Source organism: Sphingosinicellaceae bacterium, from assembly GCA_019285715.1.
Lineage (GTDB): Bacteria > Pseudomonadota > Alphaproteobacteria > Sphingomonadales > Sphingomonadaceae > Glacieibacterium.
Map to the genome: position 1 here is coordinate 4,047,709 of CP079108.1, position 16,859 is coordinate 4,064,567.

General features: G+C 61.4%; 13 protein-coding genes and 2 pseudogenes. 12 read left to right on the top strand and 3 right to left on the bottom strand.

The features are described 5' to 3' along the window. Window positions 1-22 precede the first annotated feature (22 nt). The 3 genes from KX816_18685 to poxB all read left to right on the top strand — a co-directional run bounded on the left by KX816_18685 (window position 23) and on the right by poxB (window position 4,248). Window positions 23-808, top strand: a complete 786-nt coding sequence (locus KX816_18685; protein QXQ08670.1) for a succinate dehydrogenase iron-sulfur subunit — start codon at window positions 23-25, stop codon at window positions 806-808. Further along, window positions 801-2,456, top strand: a complete 1,656-nt coding sequence (locus KX816_18690) for an NAD-dependent malic enzyme (GenBank protein ID QXQ06183.1) — start codon at window positions 801-803, stop codon at window positions 2,454-2,456. Before KX816_18685 ends, KX816_18690 begins: the two co-directional genes overlap by 8 nt. Before the next feature lie 64 nt (window positions 2,457-2,520). Continuing rightward, on the top strand, window positions 2,521-4,248 hold the full coding sequence (poxB, locus tag KX816_18695) for a ubiquinone-dependent pyruvate dehydrogenase (protein ID QXQ06184.1): 1,728 nt from the start codon (window positions 2,521-2,523) through the stop codon (window positions 4,246-4,248). 124 nt (window positions 4,249-4,372) lie between these two features. Here the strand turns inward: poxB and KX816_18700 are convergent, their stop codons facing one another. Continuing rightward, complete coding sequence (locus KX816_18700; protein ID QXQ06185.1) at window positions 4,373-4,771, bottom strand: VOC family protein; 399 nt, start codon at window positions 4,769-4,771, stop codon at window positions 4,373-4,375. Between the two features lie 108 nt (window positions 4,772-4,879). Here KX816_18700 and KX816_18705 point away from each other — a divergent pair, with 108 nt between their 5' ends. Continuing rightward, the gene (locus KX816_18705) at window positions 4,880-5,449 is read left to right on the top strand and encodes a TetR/AcrR family transcriptional regulator (protein QXQ06186.1); all 570 of its coding nucleotides are present in this window, start codon (window positions 4,880-4,882) and stop codon (window positions 5,447-5,449) included. Window positions 5,450-6,101: 652 nt separating this feature from the next. On the opposite strand, the gene KX816_18710 is transcribed toward KX816_18705, so the two are convergent. Then, on the bottom strand, window positions 6,102-6,692 hold the full coding sequence (locus tag KX816_18710) for a CHRD domain-containing protein (GenBank protein QXQ06187.1): 591 nt from the start codon (window positions 6,690-6,692) through the stop codon (window positions 6,102-6,104). Between the two features lie 434 nt (window positions 6,693-7,126). Here KX816_18710 and KX816_18715 point away from each other — a divergent pair, with 434 nt between their 5' ends. Next, on the top strand, window positions 7,127-7,444 hold the full coding sequence (locus KX816_18715) for a RidA family protein (GenBank protein ID QXQ06188.1): 318 nt from the start codon (window positions 7,127-7,129) through the stop codon (window positions 7,442-7,444). Window positions 7,445-7,496: 52 nt separating this feature from the next. Here KX816_18715 and KX816_18720 read toward each other — a convergent pair. Then, a pseudogene (locus KX816_18720) lies at window positions 7,497-7,837 on the bottom strand (YdeI/OmpD-associated family protein). A gap of 324 nt (window positions 7,838-8,161) precedes the next feature. Between KX816_18720 and KX816_18725 the strand changes: the two are divergent. The 7 genes and pseudogenes from KX816_18725 (at window position 8,162) to KX816_18755 (ending at window position 16,857) form a co-directional block, all read left to right on the top strand. After that, the gene (locus KX816_18725; GenBank protein QXQ06189.1) at window positions 8,162-9,079 is read left to right on the top strand and encodes an AraC family transcriptional regulator; all 918 of its coding nucleotides are present in this window, start codon (window positions 8,162-8,164) and stop codon (window positions 9,077-9,079) included. 174 nt (window positions 9,080-9,253) lie between these two features. Continuing rightward, window positions 9,254-10,087, top strand: coding sequence for an alpha/beta hydrolase (locus KX816_18730; GenBank protein ID QXQ06190.1), 834 nt, complete (start codon window positions 9,254-9,256; stop codon window positions 10,085-10,087). Window positions 10,088-10,206: 119 nt separating this feature from the next. Beyond that, window positions 10,207-11,637, top strand: a complete 1,431-nt coding sequence (locus KX816_18735; protein ID QXQ08671.1) for a mechanosensitive ion channel — start codon at window positions 10,207-10,209, stop codon at window positions 11,635-11,637. A 1,975-nt stretch (window positions 11,638-13,612) separates the two neighbouring features. Next, window positions 13,613-13,723: pseudogene (locus tag KX816_18740) on the top strand (PEPxxWA-CTERM sorting domain-containing protein). Between the two features lie 747 nt (window positions 13,724-14,470). Further along, the gene (locus tag KX816_18745; GenBank protein ID QXQ06191.1) at window positions 14,471-14,878 is read left to right on the top strand and encodes a RidA family protein; all 408 of its coding nucleotides are present in this window, start codon (window positions 14,471-14,473) and stop codon (window positions 14,876-14,878) included. A gap of 80 nt (window positions 14,879-14,958) precedes the next feature. Continuing rightward, entirely contained in the window at window positions 14,959-15,927 is a 969-nt protein-coding gene (locus tag KX816_18750) for a magnesium and cobalt transport protein CorA (protein QXQ06192.1), read from the top strand. Between the two features lie 198 nt (window positions 15,928-16,125). Next, window positions 16,126-16,857: an NAD(P)H-dependent oxidoreductase gene (locus KX816_18755; protein ID QXQ06193.1), complete on the top strand. Its 732-nt coding sequence runs from the start codon at window positions 16,126-16,128 to the stop codon at window positions 16,855-16,857. Window positions 16,858-16,859: the final 2 nt, after the last annotated feature.

A 16,859-nucleotide genomic window follows, 5' to 3' on the forward strand; every position in this document is an offset into this window, starting at 1 on the left:
TTTATCGTTATTGGAACAGGCCATGGCCGAATTCAGTCTGCCCGCGAACTCCAAGGTCGAGACAGGCCGTCACTGGCCATTGCTCAGCCCGTGCGCGGCGGAGAGGTCGAAGTCATTCGCAATCTACCGCTGGGACCCTTCCTCCGGGCGAAATCCGCGTCTCGACATCTTCGACATCGATCTGGACGGTTGTGGGCCGATGGTGCTCGACGCCTTATTGAAGATCACGGCGGACATCGATCCCTCCCTGGCCTTTCGATTCTCCTGCCGCGAGGGCGTCTGCGGTTCCTGCTCGATGAACATCGACGGTGTGAACACGCTGGCATGCCTGACGCCGATCGAGCATCTTCGTTCCGGCGAAAGCCGACTGGCTCCGCTACCGCACCTGCATGTCCTGCGTGACCTGATCCCCGACCTGACCGGACTGTACGCGCAGTATGAGTTGATCGAGCCGTGGCTCAAGAACGACCAGGCTGCACCCGACCGTGAGCGCCGTCAGTCGCCGGCCGATGCCGCCAAGCTCAACGGTCTGTCGGAATGCATCCTGTGCTTCTGCTGCTCGACCTCGTGCCCGAGCTACTGGTGGAACCCCGACAGGTATCTTGGTCCTGCGATCCTGCTTCAGGCGCAGCGCTGGCTCGCCGACACGCGGGATACGCATGCGGGCGAGCGGCTCGAGCAGCTCGACGATCCGTTCCGGCTCTATCGCTGCCACACCATAATGAACTGCACGAAGACCTGTCCGAAAAATCTCAACCCGTCGCGAGCGATCAATGCGATCAAGCAGCAGATGCTGGGGCGTGGATAAGGCCATGGGGAACGCCAGTCACGAGACTAGGGAATCGAACCTCGCCCTGACCAACGACCCGCGGCGCAACAAGGGCACCGCGTTCTCGCTTGTCGAACGGGAGGCCAACGGATTGGTCGGCCTTCTGCCGCACAGTGTCGAGACGCTCGAACATCAGCTCCACCGTGCTATGGAGCATCTGGCCCTGAAGTCGTCCGATCTCGAGCGTTACATCTACCTGACCGGTCTTTTGGACCGGAATGAGACCCTCTTCTACCGTGTCGTCATGAGCGACCCGGTTCGCTTCCTTCCGATCATCTATGCGCCTACCGTCGGTGAGGCGTGCCTGAAGTTCGGCAGCATCTACCGTCGCGCGCATGGCATGTACATCGCACATGACATGAAGGGTCGGGTCGCCGACGTGCTCCGGAACTGGCCGGAGCGCGACGTCCGTTTCATATGCGTATCGACTGGTGGCCGGATCTTGGGGCTTGGCGATCTGGGTGCGAACGGGATGGGCATCGCCATCGGAAAACTGCAACTCTACACCGCGTGTGCGGGCGTTCCGCCGGAGAAGCTGCTGCCGGTGCTCCTCGACATCGGCACCAGCCGGGCATCGCTGCGCGCGGACCCGCTCTATCTCGGCTTGCGCCAGGAGCCTCCGCCTACCGCCGAGCTGGACGAATTCGTCGAGGAGTTCGTGCAGGCGGTCCAGGAGGTGTTTCCCGGCTGCTGCATCCACTTCGAGGATTGGAAGGGAAGCGACGCCATTCGGCTGCTTGACCGATATGCCGACAGGATTCTTTGCTACAACGATGACATCCAAGGTACGGCGGCCGTCGCCCTTGCAGGGCTGACGACCGCCTCGCAGATCACGGGCGCGCAGCTCACCGACATTCGCCTGCTCATCCTCGGCGCCGGCTCGGCGGCGACGGGCGTCGCGGGGCTGATCGTCAAGGCCATGCAGCTCAAGGGGCTTTCCGAAGAGGACGCCAGGGCGCGCATCGCGATGTTCGACAAGCACGGCCTCATCGAAGCGTCACGCCAGGACCTTTCGCCCGAGCAGCGCCTCTATGCATGCCACGCGGCGCAATCCACCGACTTCGTCGCGACGATTAAGTGGTTCGAGCCTACCGCCCTACTCGGTTTGAGCACGCACGGCGGTGCATTCGATCAGCCGGTCATTGAGGCGATGACGGTGCTGAACCGTCGTCCGATCATATTCGCGCTTTCCAATCCGACCGAGAAGGCAGAGTGCACCGCCGAACAGGCCTATGCATGGTCCAAGGGTGCGGCTCTCTTCGCCGCGGGCGTGCAGTTTCCGGACGTCGATTACAGAGGCAGGCGGTTTCACCCAGGGCAGGCAAACAATTTCTACATCTTCCCGGCTATCGGGCTGGCCACCTACGCGGCGCGTCCGACACGGATCACCGACGAATGCTTCATCGTCGCGGCGGAAGCCTGCGCCGATCAGGTCGGTGAAGGTCTCCGCGAGATGGGGATGCTGTTTCCGCGACAGGTCGACATCCTCGCCGTGGAGGTCGCAACGGCGACGCGGGTCGCTGAGTTCATGTTCGGCGCGGGACTTGCAACCGCGGAACGGCCGTCTGAAATCCGCCCTTGGATCGAGGCAATGCTCTATACGCCGACATATCGCGATCAATTGTGAAGGTGGATTTGGCGACCGTGCTCTGCGACGGCGGTAACGACCTTCTTGAGAAAGGGATCGGACGATGGGCAAGATCAGCATCGCCGCGTTCATCGTGGGGGCGCTGCGCCAGGCCGGTGTACAGCGCGTCTATGGAATTGCGGGAGATAGCCTGAACGCGGTGACGGAGGCACTGCGCGAGCAAGAAGGCATCGCGTGGATTCATACGCGGCATGAGGAGACCGCGGCGTTCGCGGCCGGGGCCGAGGCCCATCTAACCGGGTCGCTCGCGGTGTGCGCCGGATCTTGCGGCCCCGGCAACATGCACTTGATCAACGGCCTGTACGACTGTCATCGTTCGCGGGTGCCCGTACTCGCAATCGCGGCCCAGATTCCCAGCGCAGAGACTGGACGCAACTATTTCCAGGAAACGCGACCACAGGCCTTGTTCCGCGACTGCAGCCACTATTGTGAAACGATATCAACGGCCGAACAGCTCCCTGGCGTCATCGAGTCCGCAATCCGCGTTGCCGTCGCCAAGCGCGGCGTCTCCGTTATCGTCCTGCCGGGAGATGTCGCATCGCAGCTTGCGGACTTCGCGCCGTTGTCCTCAGCGCTTCTCCCTTCCGCGCCTATAGTCCGGCCGCAGGACCAGGATCTGGACCGGCTCGCCGGCCTTTTGAATGACGCCACTCGCGTGACGATGCTGTGCGGGCGCGGTTGCGCTAACGCGCATTCCGGGCTGCTTGAATTGGCTGAGATGCTGAAGGCGCCCATCGTCCATGCGCTAGGTGGCAAGGAGCACGTCGAATGGAACAACCCCTTCGATGTCGGAATGACGGGGCTGATCGGCTTCAGTTCTGGCTACCGTGCAATGAACGACTGCGACATGCTGCTGATGCTTGGCACTGATTTTCCCTACCGGCAGTTCTACCCGGCCGACGCCGTCATCGCCCAGGTCGACCTGAGACCGGAAAGCCTAGGTTTGCGCTGCCGGCTCGACATGGGACTTATCGGGGATGTCGGCGCGACGGTTGCGGGTCTCCTGCCCCGGCTAGAGCGAAAGCACGACCGCGCCCATCTAGATCGGAGCCTTGCCCATTACCGCAAGGCGCGACTTGGGCTCGATGATCTGGCGGTCGGGCACGCCGGCCGAAAGCCGATGCACCCGCAGTTTCTGGCCAAGACGCTCAGCGACTTGGCGAGCGACGATGCGGTATTCACCTATGATGTCGGTACGCCAGCCATATGGGTGGCGCGGTATCTCGCGATGAACGGCAAGCGGCGGTTGATCGGATCGCTCAATCACGGGTCGATGGCCAACGCGTTGCCGCAGGCGATCGGTGCTCAAGCGGCCTACCCGGAGCGCCAGGTGATCTCGTTTTCGGGTGATGGCGGGTTCGCCATGCTGATGGGCGACCTACTGACGCTTACGCAGGAGAATCTGCCGGTCAAGGTTGTAATCCTGAACAACGGCACGCTGGGTTTCGTCGAACTTGAGATGAAGGCTGCGGGGCTGCTCGAAACCGGCGTAGCTCTCCATAACCCCGATTTCGCGGCGGTCGCGACGGCAGCTGGGATCTTTGCGCGGCGCGTCGAGGATCCGGCCGATCTCCAAGCCGCGCTGGCGGACGTTCTCGCTCACCCGGGGCCCGCTCTTCTCGACGCCGTCACGGCGCGGCAAGAACTGTCGATCCCGCCGCACATCGAGCTCGCTCAAGTCAAGGGATTTGGGCTCTGGCTCGCCAAGGCCGTTCTCAACGGCCAAGGAGATCAGGTCGTCGAACTTGCAAGGACTGCGCTCCTTAGATGACTTAGCGGTCTGACCGCCCTGACGAACGCAAGCTCGCTGGCGTCCCTGGGGAGGCTGATCTTAGTACTGGAAGCAGCCGGATCGGTGCCGATCGGCTGCGATGGCCAAGCGTACGCCTAACGTTTCACCGAGGAAGGGATGCTCGAGCTGCAAGCGCCCCCGCGGCGGTGTAGATGTTGATGAGATTGCCATCAGGATCGCGCAACAGCATCGACCGGTTGCCCCAAGGCTGTGTCGTCGGGTCCATCACCCAATCTCCTACGACGCCCTGTAGGCGCGAGTACTCAGCATCGACGTCGTCGACCTCGAACTCGAGGATCACCGAGCGGTTGGACGCCGACCGCGCCGCCGCGGCGTTGTCTTTCAAGACCGAGCGTTCGCTGCAGATCGCCAGCACGCTGCCCGAGGTGCGGATTTCGACGAAATCCTCGTTGCCTACCGGGATGACACCGATAACGTCCTCGTAAAACCGTGCGAGGGTGGAGACGTCCTTAGTGACGATCCTCGTGGAAGCAAGTTTCATTGACATGAACTCCATCTGAGGGCGACTCTACCTAGACAGCCCAATCTGATACAGTACGGTACTGTGCAGTGCCGTTTCTGGTCAAGCGGGAAGTTCGGAGGGCGGCGCATGACAGCGGAGGCGGTAGACAAGCGGGTCCAACGTTCGAAGGCGATTGTACTGGCTTCGGCTTATGCTCTCCTGTCGGAAGGCGGCATAGGGGGCGTCAGCATGGATCAGGTGTCACGCCACTCGGGCGTTTCCAAGACTACGATCTACCGGCATTGGCCATCCCGATCAGCTCTGCTGCTAGCGGCCTGCGCGACGATGAACTCGCCGTCTCTTGCCCCCGACACAGGAAGCTTAGCGAAGGACCTCCAACTGCTTGTCGCCGGCCTTGTCGACCAACTCGCGTCGGCGAAATGGACGACTATCCTGCCCTCAATCATTGATGCCGCCGAACGCGACCCGGAACTTGCTGCCCTCCACGCCGCCCTCCACACGAGCTTGATGGCACCGTTCCTGGTCGCGGCGGAGCGGGGCCTGGCACGGGGAGATCTGCCGGCCGGCCGGACTCCTGCCGATTTAATTGCATTGGTTGTCGGTCCGTTATTCTACCGTCGGTGGTTCTCCAAGGAACAGATAGACCGGACGTTTGCGGCCAAAGTGGTCGCACTGGCATTGATAGTTTCGAATTAATTTAGCGCAACGACAGTCCTTTGCCCGATATTCTTTAGCAGTGCGGCTTGGCCGCCGCACGAGCGCTTCCTGTTGCTTCGTTGGCAAACATGAGCTTCGCACTTTTTAACATGCTCGTACTGTGAGCGAACGTCAAATAGGGCCGAACAACGTGACACCTGTGGAAGTCAAGGAATCAAGGCGGGGCGGGTGTCGCGAGCTGTCATGCTCACCGCCGCCCAGCTCCGCCGTCTTGGATCATCTCATCTGTCGGCTCGAGCCCGCGCTTCAGCACCCGACGTCGGAAGCATTCGGCCTATAGGTCTGGAAGACCCAATTCCGGCCATTTACGGTCGATCTTGCGCTTCGCAATACCGGCCATTCATTTATCTCGGTTGAAGGGCTGTTTTCAGGCGTACCGCTCTTACTACTCAACGGCGGGGGCCAAGTGGCACGTGGACAGCGAAGCAGATGATCCGGCGATTGAGCCGGTCGGCAGTCCAGCGGTGGCTCACAGTCCAATTTGTCGTCTTCAAAATTCAAAAGATTATGACCGGCTAGCGGGTCCGGGTGCGACGACGACGGCTGCTAGGCTAGCAAGTCGCAAGAGGCCGCCAACGGCCGTCGTCAAGGATATAGGGGGCGAAGCGCCGAACGTCCGCCCCCTTTCGTCTCAGGCGGTTATAACCCTGCGACGTCGGATCGACGCCCCGACCAGCCCGAAACCTGACACCATCAACGCCCAAGATGCCGGCTCCGGTACCGCGCCGAGCTGCCCACGGATTTCACCACCGGGGAAGGTCGAGGTATGGACGTTAGCATAGACCAGCCCGCCGTCGAGCCCGGCAAGAAATGCTGACTGAGCGAGAGCGGCGGTCCCGCCTGACGCGGTTACGAACCCAGGAGTATAGATCGCCGCCGACGTCAGGTCGAAGGTCTGATTTATCGATCCGGAGGTCGCCGAGGCGAAGGTGAATGGGATTGCAACCGCGGCATTTGACCCCGGCGCGGCGCAGCAGTGGAGGTGGCCCGCCACCGCCGGTGCAGTCAAGCCGTTGAAGGTAACCGCGACTTCGAGCGAATTACGATCGTCGGACAGGGTGAAAAGGCCCGTCCCGACGCCGGTCGAGCCGGTCGGCACAGTCTCGTTCGCGCCGCTTAGCGTAGCATTAAAATTAGTGACCGCTGCCGCGGGCAGCGCGCCCATGAGAAGCACCGCCGCCGCGGCAACCGCTGCGATGGGTCGTGAAAGTCCGAATGGCATGATCCAGCTCCCAAATTTCGCCTCCGGCCGACGGCCATCAGCGTTCAGCCCACCCCGAGACATTTCGTACCACCGATCGATGACAAATCCAGCGATCGCGCAGACTGTTGCCGTGCTGTTCGGTATGCGGCGGCGTCATGCCGCACTCGGCGCTAAGTCACAGTCCAGCCGCCCCCGGCGACAACGACCCACATGCAGCCATTCGACTTCCCTGCGGAGCTCCCCAACTCTGGACGCTCATTTATGTGGGTGGATGACCAATTTCGGTAGGCGATGGTGTTCGGCCGAATGGCGCGAGGTGGTTGCGGTCCGGCAGCTATTGGGATTGATAGCAACGATAGCGGACTTCACGCGAACTCTTGGAGAAATGCATGACTCGGACCATTATCGCCACCCTCGCGGCGCCCAAGGCACCTCCGTCCTACAGTCAGGCCGTGAAAGTCGCCGGGCATGTCTTCGTATCGGGAACTGCGCCGGTCGATCCGGATACCGGCCAGCTGGTCGAGGGGCCGGTTCAAATCCAAGTCGCCCAGTGCTTGCGTAACATCGCTGCCATTCTCGAAGCGGCCGGGAGCAGCCTGCAGAAAGCCGTAAGTGCCACGTTGATCGTGGCCGACGAGGACGACTTCGCCGCTGCCAGTGAGGAATGGCTGAAGTGGTTCCCGACCGATCCGCCGGCGCGGCAAGGCGCGAAGTTGCCGGTTCGCATCCCCGGCTTGAAGATTTCGATTGCGATGATCGCCGAGGCTTGAGTTGATGCGAGCCTTGCCCGATCATGACCTTTGAGCACCGAATAACCGGGCCTTACGACGGCGCAGGGCGACGTGAGTTTGCGCCAGCAGTCTTCCTCTTCCCTTCGATTAGAACAGCCTGCTGCCATCGGCTCGGCGCCTTGTCGGCTCGGTGGATGCAACCCGCCCAGCAGCACGGTCGCTTCTTTCCTCCCGGTAGTTCGTCACGGGTGCGTGCGATGCGCCGCCGGCGGGTTAATGCCTGCTTGGCGTCATCGACCCAGCAGACGAACTCGTTGCGGCCGAGAGGAGTCAGGTGTTCCCAAAGGGCTAATACGCTCGGATCCGGACGCATCGCGACCTGGAGGTCTTCCCGGGCTCGTGCGCTGTGCCATGAAGAAAAGCGTTAGCCACAAGACCTCAGCCCGTTCGCTGGAACCGGGTCGCTACTGCCGTTTGCGCGTCGGCTCAAGCATGATCTCCGCACCACCGAATGTCCACGGCGGGGCGGCTCGTGCCATGGCAGTGAGGACCGGTTGAACCCACCCCCAAAAGCAGACATTCACTGTTGGTTTGCCGATCCCTGATAAAGGACGTTTGTTCAGGTGATGCCTTCATCATAAAACCAGCCGTGGTTCGGATCCGCTCAGCCATCGGCGACGGACGCTACGCTCATAGCGCCGATCACCTCGCATTCGCCTTTGCGTCATAAGCAGCGCGGATTAGACCGGCGCGGCGATGGAGCGCGCACTTGATCAAATAGATTTCGAACGGCCGCCCTTCGTTGTGCCGGGAAGGCTGGAGGCGGAGAGCTACGTTCAACCATCGCCATCCTTCGGCGGCGTGTCCGCTGGCTTCTACCGCAATGCCGGATCGCCTATCGAAATCAGCGATGAGTGGGATCCGGTGCCTGTCTACCAGATCCCCGTCCTGTTGCGGGGAACGCCCTCCCACAACGCTTGGCGCGACGGCCGACACGTCGTCCTGCCGTCACTATCGGCCGGAACAGTGACCTGCTTCGACATGCGTGATCAGTGGCGGGTGGAGCTCTGGTATCCATTCGAAAGCTTGCATTTCTACATTCCGCAGCAGGCTTTTGATGAGTTCACCGACGAGCTGAGGCAGCCGAGGATCGGATCGCTGACGTGCTCGCCGACTGACCAGGTTGTCGATCCGACCATCCACCACCTGGCATTGGCCCTGGCGAGCCTGATGGACCGGCCGTCCGCCCCGCCGAGCCTCCTGACCGACCAGATCCTTTCCTCGGTACAGATCCATCTCGCCTGCACCTACGGCGGCATCGCACCTCCGGTAAAGGCGACAGGAAGGCTCTCCGAGCAGCAGATCGGACTGGTTCGTGGGTTATTGCTCGACGATCTGCAGAGAGACGTCCGTCTCAGCGATCTTGCCAGCGCCTGCAATCTTTCACTGTCCGAATTTCGAAGGTCCTTCAAAGGCGCCTTCGGGCGCCCCCCGCATCAATGGCGTCTGGCCCAAAAGGTCGAGCGAGCTCATCGACTGCTCGATCGAACGAACTGCTCTCTTGCCGAGATCGCAGCGCTGTGCGGCTTTGCGGATCAGAGCCACCTCACCCGATCGTTTGCTCGAATGATTGGCGTGCCTCCTGGCGCCTATCGTCGAGCCCGGCGAAGCTAAACCCACGCAAGCTGGCCGTCGCCAATCGTTCAAAATTTGGTGCGGAGCGTTCAAGACGATCACGGCTGGAGTCCGTAGGCTCAGCGGCAATTGAAATGATCGACTCAGCTGGCTTCATCGGGCACGCACCCCCTGTGTTCCGGCGAGGGCGGTACTTCACCGAGGGGCATCGACATGACGGACGTGACTACCACCGAAGACGGCACCAAGATCTTCTTCAAGGACTGGGGCCCAAAGGACGCGCAGACCGTCTTCTTCCATCATGGCTGGCCGCTCAGCGCAGACGACTGGGATGCGCAGATGATGTTCTTCCTGCAGCACGGCTACCGCGTTATCGCGCATGATCGGCGCGGGCACGGACGCTCGACCCAAACGGCGGCTGGCCACGAGATGGATACCTATGCCACCGATGTTGCGGCAGTCACCGATGCGCTCGACCTCAGGGGCGCAATCCACGTCGGCCACTCGACGGGTGGCGGCGAGGTCACGCGCTACGTCGCGCGCGCCCAGCCCGGCCGGGTATCAAAGGCGGTGCTGATCAGCGCGGTCGGCCCAATCATGGTCCGGTCTGACAAGAATCCGGGCGGCCTGCCCATTGAGGTATTCGACGGTTTCCGCGCATCGTATCTTGCCAATCGCGCTCAATTTTTCGTCGACGTGCCAGCGGGACCCTTCTATGGCTTCAACCGGACAGGCGCCAAGGTAAGCCAAGGTATCATTCAGAATTGGTGGCGGCAGGGTATGATGGGCGGTGCGAACGCGCACTACGAGTGCATCAAGGCGTTTTCCGAGACCGATTTTACCGAGGATCTGAAGAATATCCAGGTGCCGGTGCTGGTGTTGCACGGCACTGACGACCAGATCGTCCCCTGCGCCGATGCCGGCCCGCTGGAAGCCAAGCTTTTGCAGAATGGGACTCTTAAGACCTACGACGGCTTGCCGCACGGCATGTGCACCACCCACGCCGACATCATCAACGCTGACCTCCTAGCCTTTATTGAAGGCTAGTCGACTGATCTAGCCGCTGCTGGTATGGCCGTCGCCGACGCGATCCTCGCCAAATGCCGGATGATCACGGCGCACTGAGCCCGAGCGTCTGCCGGCGACTGGGACAAGGATAAAACATGGTGGTTGGCGCAACGTTTATTCCTGCCGTGTTGCTGGCAGCGACGCTCATCGGCGTCGTCGCAATACGATCGCGGCCAGCGCCCCTTAAGCTCGCTGTCGAACTCGCTCTTGTCGCCTTGATCGCTGGTCTCTTAATCAGTCGTGGCCTGACCCCGCTGCCGACCAGTATTCAACTAGCGCGGCTAAACGATGGCCCGCTGCTCAGGGCGCTCGCCGTCGTCTGGTGGCTGATCGCTGGCCGGATGGTCGCGACGTTAGCGGTTCTGGGTCTCGGCCGTGATGCTCGGTCGAAGCAGGCCCGGCTGTTCTCCGACCTGCTAGCGGGTGCGATTTACCTGACGTCGATCCTGATCATTCTCAATTCGGTACTTGGCTTGCCGATCAATGGCGTGCTGGCCACGTCCGGGGTTATCGCCATCGTCCTCGGCTTGGCGCTGCAGAACACACTTGCCGACGTCTTCTCAGGAATCGCCGTCGGGCTCGAACAACCCTTTCATGTCGGTGACCGGGTCTCCATCGCCGACCATGTCGAAGGCGTCGTCGTGGAGATGAACTGGCGGTCAATCCGCATTCAGACCGATGGCGAAGATGTCGCGACAATCCCTAACAGCATCGTCGCCCGCAGCCAGATCATCAATCGAAGTGTGCCGACCGAGCGCCGGGCGGCGACACTCGACATTCCAACTCTGTCGACAGCCCCGTCAGAGCAACTGATCGGCCTGATCCAACAAGCGACCTTGCTGTGCGAGAACCTGCTTCCGGTGCCAGCGCCGAGCGTCTCGCTGAAGTATGTCGGCACCCGCACAGCGACGATCAGCGTCGGGTACTTCGTTGCGTCGACCGGCGTGATGACCGCCGCCAAGAGCGAGTTGCTCCGCCAAGTCCGCCGCCTGTTCCAACACGCGGGCATCGACGACGGCCAGCCACCCTCCCGCGTGAACTTGCTGGCGAGCCTCGTCCTGTTCGATTCACTGGATGAAGACCAGATTACCCGGTTGGCGGCCGGCATGACATTGCGTCGCCTGCAGCCTGGCGAAATACTGTTCGCGCAAGGGAGCGTCGGCGGGTCACTTTACATTATCCAGTCGGGCATCTTGGAGATCCGCCGTCGAAGCGGCGATGGACGCGACGTCAGCCTCGGCAAGATCGGTCCTGGCGAATATCTCGGCGAGATCAGCATGATGAGTGGCGAACCCCGCGCAATTACCACAGCTGCGATCACTGAAGGAAGCGCGTTCGAGTTGCCCAAGGCTGCATTGGCAACGCTGCTGCACGACAACCGGCAATTGAGCGCCGCGCTCGAGCGATCGGTTCAGCGCGGCTTGGAGATACTCGAGCGCGACCATGCGGCGCGCAGTTGCGAGCCGCTCGATCAGAATGGCAAGCTGCTGGAGCGCATCCGGAGTTTCCTCGGTTTTCAACGTCCGTGAATCGACGCGTCTGAAGGCGCGAAGGCCGTGAGCTCCGTAAAGACTCGGCGACTCCCGCCGCCCAATCCCCTGTAGCGAGGACCCATACCCGGACGTTCGCGGAATCTCTGGGGCGTCCGGAATACGGTCGTTCGTTCATGCGGTCGATTGACCGACGGCTAGCTGACCCCGTGCTAACGCTCCGAATAAGCGATAGCAAAGATTAGGCTGGCCCCGGTGTCCGAACGCTAGAGGTACCATCTCAGGCCCCCGTTTTTGCGGCTCGGTCAGGCCGCCTGAGCGAAGCGACGGCGGCGGCGTCACAGGATGACGCTCGTCAGGCCAAAGCCCGCGATCATCATGAGCCAGCTCGGTGCCGGTCATCGGAGGCTGGCTCGGGTACTGCTGCTTAGAACCAGCGGGCCGTCTTACCGCCGAACGGGCGCGCAACGTCACAGGGCTGCAACATCGCTGAAATTTGCTCGTCAAATCGGCTGCCTAGCTTTTCGCTGTGACACACAGGAGGCACCTCATGAAGCTCAAGCTAGGTTTGCTCGCTGCATCGATGATGGCGATGCCGGCAATGGCCGCGCAGCCGATCGCGGGCGTCAAGAACATCATCGTCCTGCTCAATGACGGCGCGGGCTACACGGTCTACGATGCAGCCCGGGATTTTGCCCGCAAGCCGCTGGTTGTCGACGGGGCGGGCTGGAAGAGCATCGGCGTGTCGACCTATTCGCTGCGTCACGACAGCCCTGCCAACAATCAGCCGGGCTCGCTGACACAAGAGCCCGACGTCGTCTATAACTCGGCGAAGTACTGGGACACGACCCCGGTCGCCGGCAACTCGACCGTGCCCGGCTATACGGCCTATCCGGCAGGGTTCGCAGGCTATGAATACAGCCGCTACGCGCACCCGGACTCTGCGCCGACGGCCTCGGCCCTCGCGAACGGCAACAAGAGCTACAACAACGCGATCAACGTCAACGGCGCCGGCGATCCGCTGATGACTTCGGCGCAAGCCGCGCACGCCGCGGGCAAGGCCACCGGGGTGGTCTCGACGGTCGAGTTCGCCGATGCGACCCCCGCCGCGTTTGGCGGCGCTCACAACATCGCCCGCGCCAACCACTTCGCGATCGCCGATGAGATGTTCTCCGCCGGAACGCTCGATGTTATCGGCGGCACCGGCAATCCAGACTTCGACAACAATGGAATGGCCCGGCCGGCCGCGTATAATTGGGTCAGTCCGGCGTTGTGGAACGACCTCAAGAACGGCACTAATCTGTCCGGCAAGAACGCGCAGAACTGGACGCTGGTGCAGACCAAGGCCGGCATCCAGGCCTATGCCAACGGCACCGTAGTCCCGCCTGAAAAGCTGGCGATGATCATGCAGGCAGACAACAGCACGCAGGCCAATCGCAGCGACGCGCCCGGCACCGACGTCGCGACCTATGTGCCGTTTACGACGCCGTTCCTGACCAATACGCCAACCCAAAGCGACCTGACCCTGGCCGCTCTCAACCGGCTTGGTCAAAATACCAACGGTTTCTACCTGATGTCGGAAGGCGGCGCGATCGACCGGGCCGAGCACGCCAACAATTTCGGCCGCACGATCGAGGAAACCCTCGCCTCCAACGACAACGTGCAGTCGGTGGTCGACTGGGTGAACCGCAGCGATACCGACGCGACCTGGGACAATACTCTGCTCATCGTGACCGCCGATCACGACCATTTGCTCTACGGACCCGATGGCGCGACGGTCCCCTATCAAGGTCTGGTCGACAATGGCGCCGGCAACCTGCCAGGCTACTCGTGGTTCGGTCCGAACCACGGCAACGGATTGGTGCCGCTCTTCGCCTACGGTCGGGGCTCGGACGAGATCGCCGCACTGGCGACGATGTTCGACAGCTACACCGACGCGCAGGGCCGAGTTTTCGGGCACGGTGCGTACACCGACCAGACTGCGATCGGTCAGGTGCTGTTGGCAACCGCGGGTGCTGTTCCTGAACCGGCAAGCTGGGCTTTGATGATCGTCGGTTTCGGCATTGTCGGCTCGACGATGCGCTACCGGGCGAGGACGGCCTCGCTGTCGCGAAAGCCGGTCTGATCACTACAGCAGGGTGCTTGGTAATGATAAGTCGGGGTAAGCTATCTAGGCCGAGAAGATGGCCGGGGCTCACGACGGCGTCCCCCGCGCCCCGTAAATCCCGTCGCTACCACTTCTAGCGGCGATCCGCTGCACGTGACTTGTCGGCTGCGAAGTGCGCTTAAAGCTACCTGAACGAGCGTCCACTTACGCTGCTTGAGCGCCTCAAAGCAGCCGTGCCTCTATCCACCAGGCTGTGTAAAGCGCTGGTGTGTAATCGCCTCGGCAGCGTCAATGAGAGCCGCTGGCGTTTTATTCGGGAACCTAACGGTTGCAACCAGTTGTTCTGTCTGCCGGTGAGGCGCGGGCCTGGTCGGCTAAAACCTTCACGCCGCCGACGATACCGGAAGCCGTTTCATCGTACAGACGAGGTCTTGTACTCAATCACGATCGCACGTCCTCGGCCAATTTGGGTCATCAGGCCGCGAGGCGACAACCACCAACGCGCTTACCGTGCTTGTGGAACTCGGCTACATTTCGGAACCTAAGGTGTTCGCCTTCGAGGCAGCCGGCATAGTACCGTCCTGCCCGAACCGCTTACGTCTGATGGGTCGAGCCTTTCATGAAGTCCATGCGGTGGGCAGTATAAACCAGTTAAGCAGGAAACAGGCTGGCGCCGACTAGAATGCCAAGAGATGGTCGGGCGGTCCGTGGGGCAGAGCGTGCGGGATCGGGCTGAATGGGCTGAGTCCACGACAAGGGGCGCGCATGCGACAGGTTGTAACCGTACCAGACCCCTACGAGCCCTTCGCAATATCGCAAGGAATCTGCTCCGACACCCTCGTCTTTATTTCCGGGCAGGCAGGGTACGACGATGCGGGGCTAATAGTCGAGGGAGGCTTCGTTGCTCAAGGTGAGCAGGCATTCGCAAATTTGGACCGTGCCTTGAGGGCTGCCAACTCCAGTCTGGATAATGTGTTGAAAGTCACGATTTTCATCACGGACATGGACCATTTCGAAGCGGTCGTCGCTCTGCGACGCAAGTTCTTCTCGCCGCCGTATCCGGCTGACAGCCTTGTCGGCGTGAAAGCGTTGTACCGGCCGGAGGCGTTGTTCGAGATCGAGGCGGTTGCCGCCACTCGATCCGGTGCGAGCGCCTCGCCACCGGCCGCATAGCGTCGCATTCCCGATCCAGATTGCGATCCTGCGGAGGCGTCCGATCCTCGAGTGGCGGCTTTTCCGGACGGAGTAGTCCCATGTCGATCGTCTCAGCCTATGTCTACCGCGAAGGTGAGCGAAAACGCCAGATCCAGCCGAGCGAGATGTTCGACTGCCCGGATGACCGTTCAGCATTCGTCTGGATCGATGCAGTTAATCCTACAGTCGAGGAGATGGAAACCCTTGCGTGTCAGTACGGACTTCACCCACTGGCGATCGGCTACGCACTCGAACCTCACCAATCACCAAAGCTCAACGTCTACGCCGATCAGCTTTTCCTGATCGCATGCACCGCTGATCGTGATCCAGGCGGAATCGTTTACGGTGAAACGGCTGTCTTCGTCGGTCGGAGTCACGTCATCACGGTCCGCCTGGGGGCTCTCAAGAGCCAAAGCACGCTACGCGAGGAACTAGAGGCCGCGCCGCCGCTGCTTATCCACGGCGTTGACTACGTCCTGCATGCCATTCTGGACTTCATCGTCGGTAGCTACCTTCCCTTGATCGCGGGACTGGAAGAGGAGGTGATCGCGATGGAGCAACGGACGCTCGAAAGCTCGTTGCATCGGCACGACGTCCGCTGGATATTCGATCTGCGCCATGACCTTACGCGACTTGCGCGCATGCTTCGTGCTATGGGCGAGATAACAAGCAAACTGGTCGGCTTGGATCTACCTTGTCTCGACGCGACAGTGAAACCATACTTCGCTGATGTGGCCGACCACATCCGCCATATAACCACGAGCGTTGAAGGGCTACGCGAAGTCCTGACTTCCGTATTCGAAATCAGCAACCTGCTCGAGCAGCAGAGGACGGGAACTATCACTCGGCAGCTGGCGGCCTGGGCCGCGATACTGGCGGTTCCCACCGCGGTCGCAGGGATCTACGGCATGAATTTCGAGTACATGCCGGAACTGAAGACCCACTACGGCTACTTCGTGGTCCTCGCCTTAATTTTGACCGCTTGTATAATCCTCTATGTCCGCTTCAAACGTGCAATGTGGTTGTGATCCTTGGTCGGCCCATTCCGCGGAGTTTTCGAGAAGCGCAGAACCGTTGCCTCAATGATTGCGACCAGGGTCGCATCCTGCAGACGAAGCGAAACGTGCTATTGCCGGCTTATATTGCGCTAAACCGGGTTGGCACGGTGCGGCCCGGGCGACTTTGTTCGAAGCTGTGGTCTATAACTTGTCGACATCAGCCCGAACATGGATCCCCTGATCGCCGCGCACTTGCGCCGTATCCGGTGTTGCATCGGGTCCGCGATAAGAGGCTCGGCAGCGTTGACGGTACTACTTCACATCGACGCGAGTGTCCGTGACGAACGGTCGATCTCACGACAACTGAGTCGGACATTCGTGGACGCGTGGCTTGCGAATGAGCCGCGGTGCACCGTCCTCAGACGTGATCTATCCGCCTTTCCGCCGCCCTATGTCGATCAGCTTTGGATCTCTGCGGCGTTTACCGATGCGGCTTCCCGGACCCGGGAGATGAATGATGCGCTTGCGCCATCCGACGAGTTGATCGACGAACTCGAGGCGGCCGATGTCATCGTGCTGGGCACGCCGATGCACAATTACGGGATGCCAGCCCGGCTCAAGGCCTGGGTCGATCAGGTTGTTCGGGTCGGCCGGACATTCTCCTTCGACCTCGGGCGAGGGGATTTCCCGCTGGAAGCCACGTTGTCGGGAAAGGCACTGGTGCTGCTGACCTCCGCCGGCGAGTTCGGTTTCGAACCCGGCGGTCTGCGTGGAGCGATGAACCATCTCGCCCCTCACGTCGCGACCGTCAGCGGCTACCTCGGCGTGGAGGACACCTATCATCTCGGTGTCGAGTACCAAGAGTTCGGCGATCATCGCCACGTGGCGTCGGTAGCCAACGCCATAGCCGCCGTGCCTGCGTTGGTAGTCACCGTAGCCGGGCGCCTGCGACCCGTTTGATC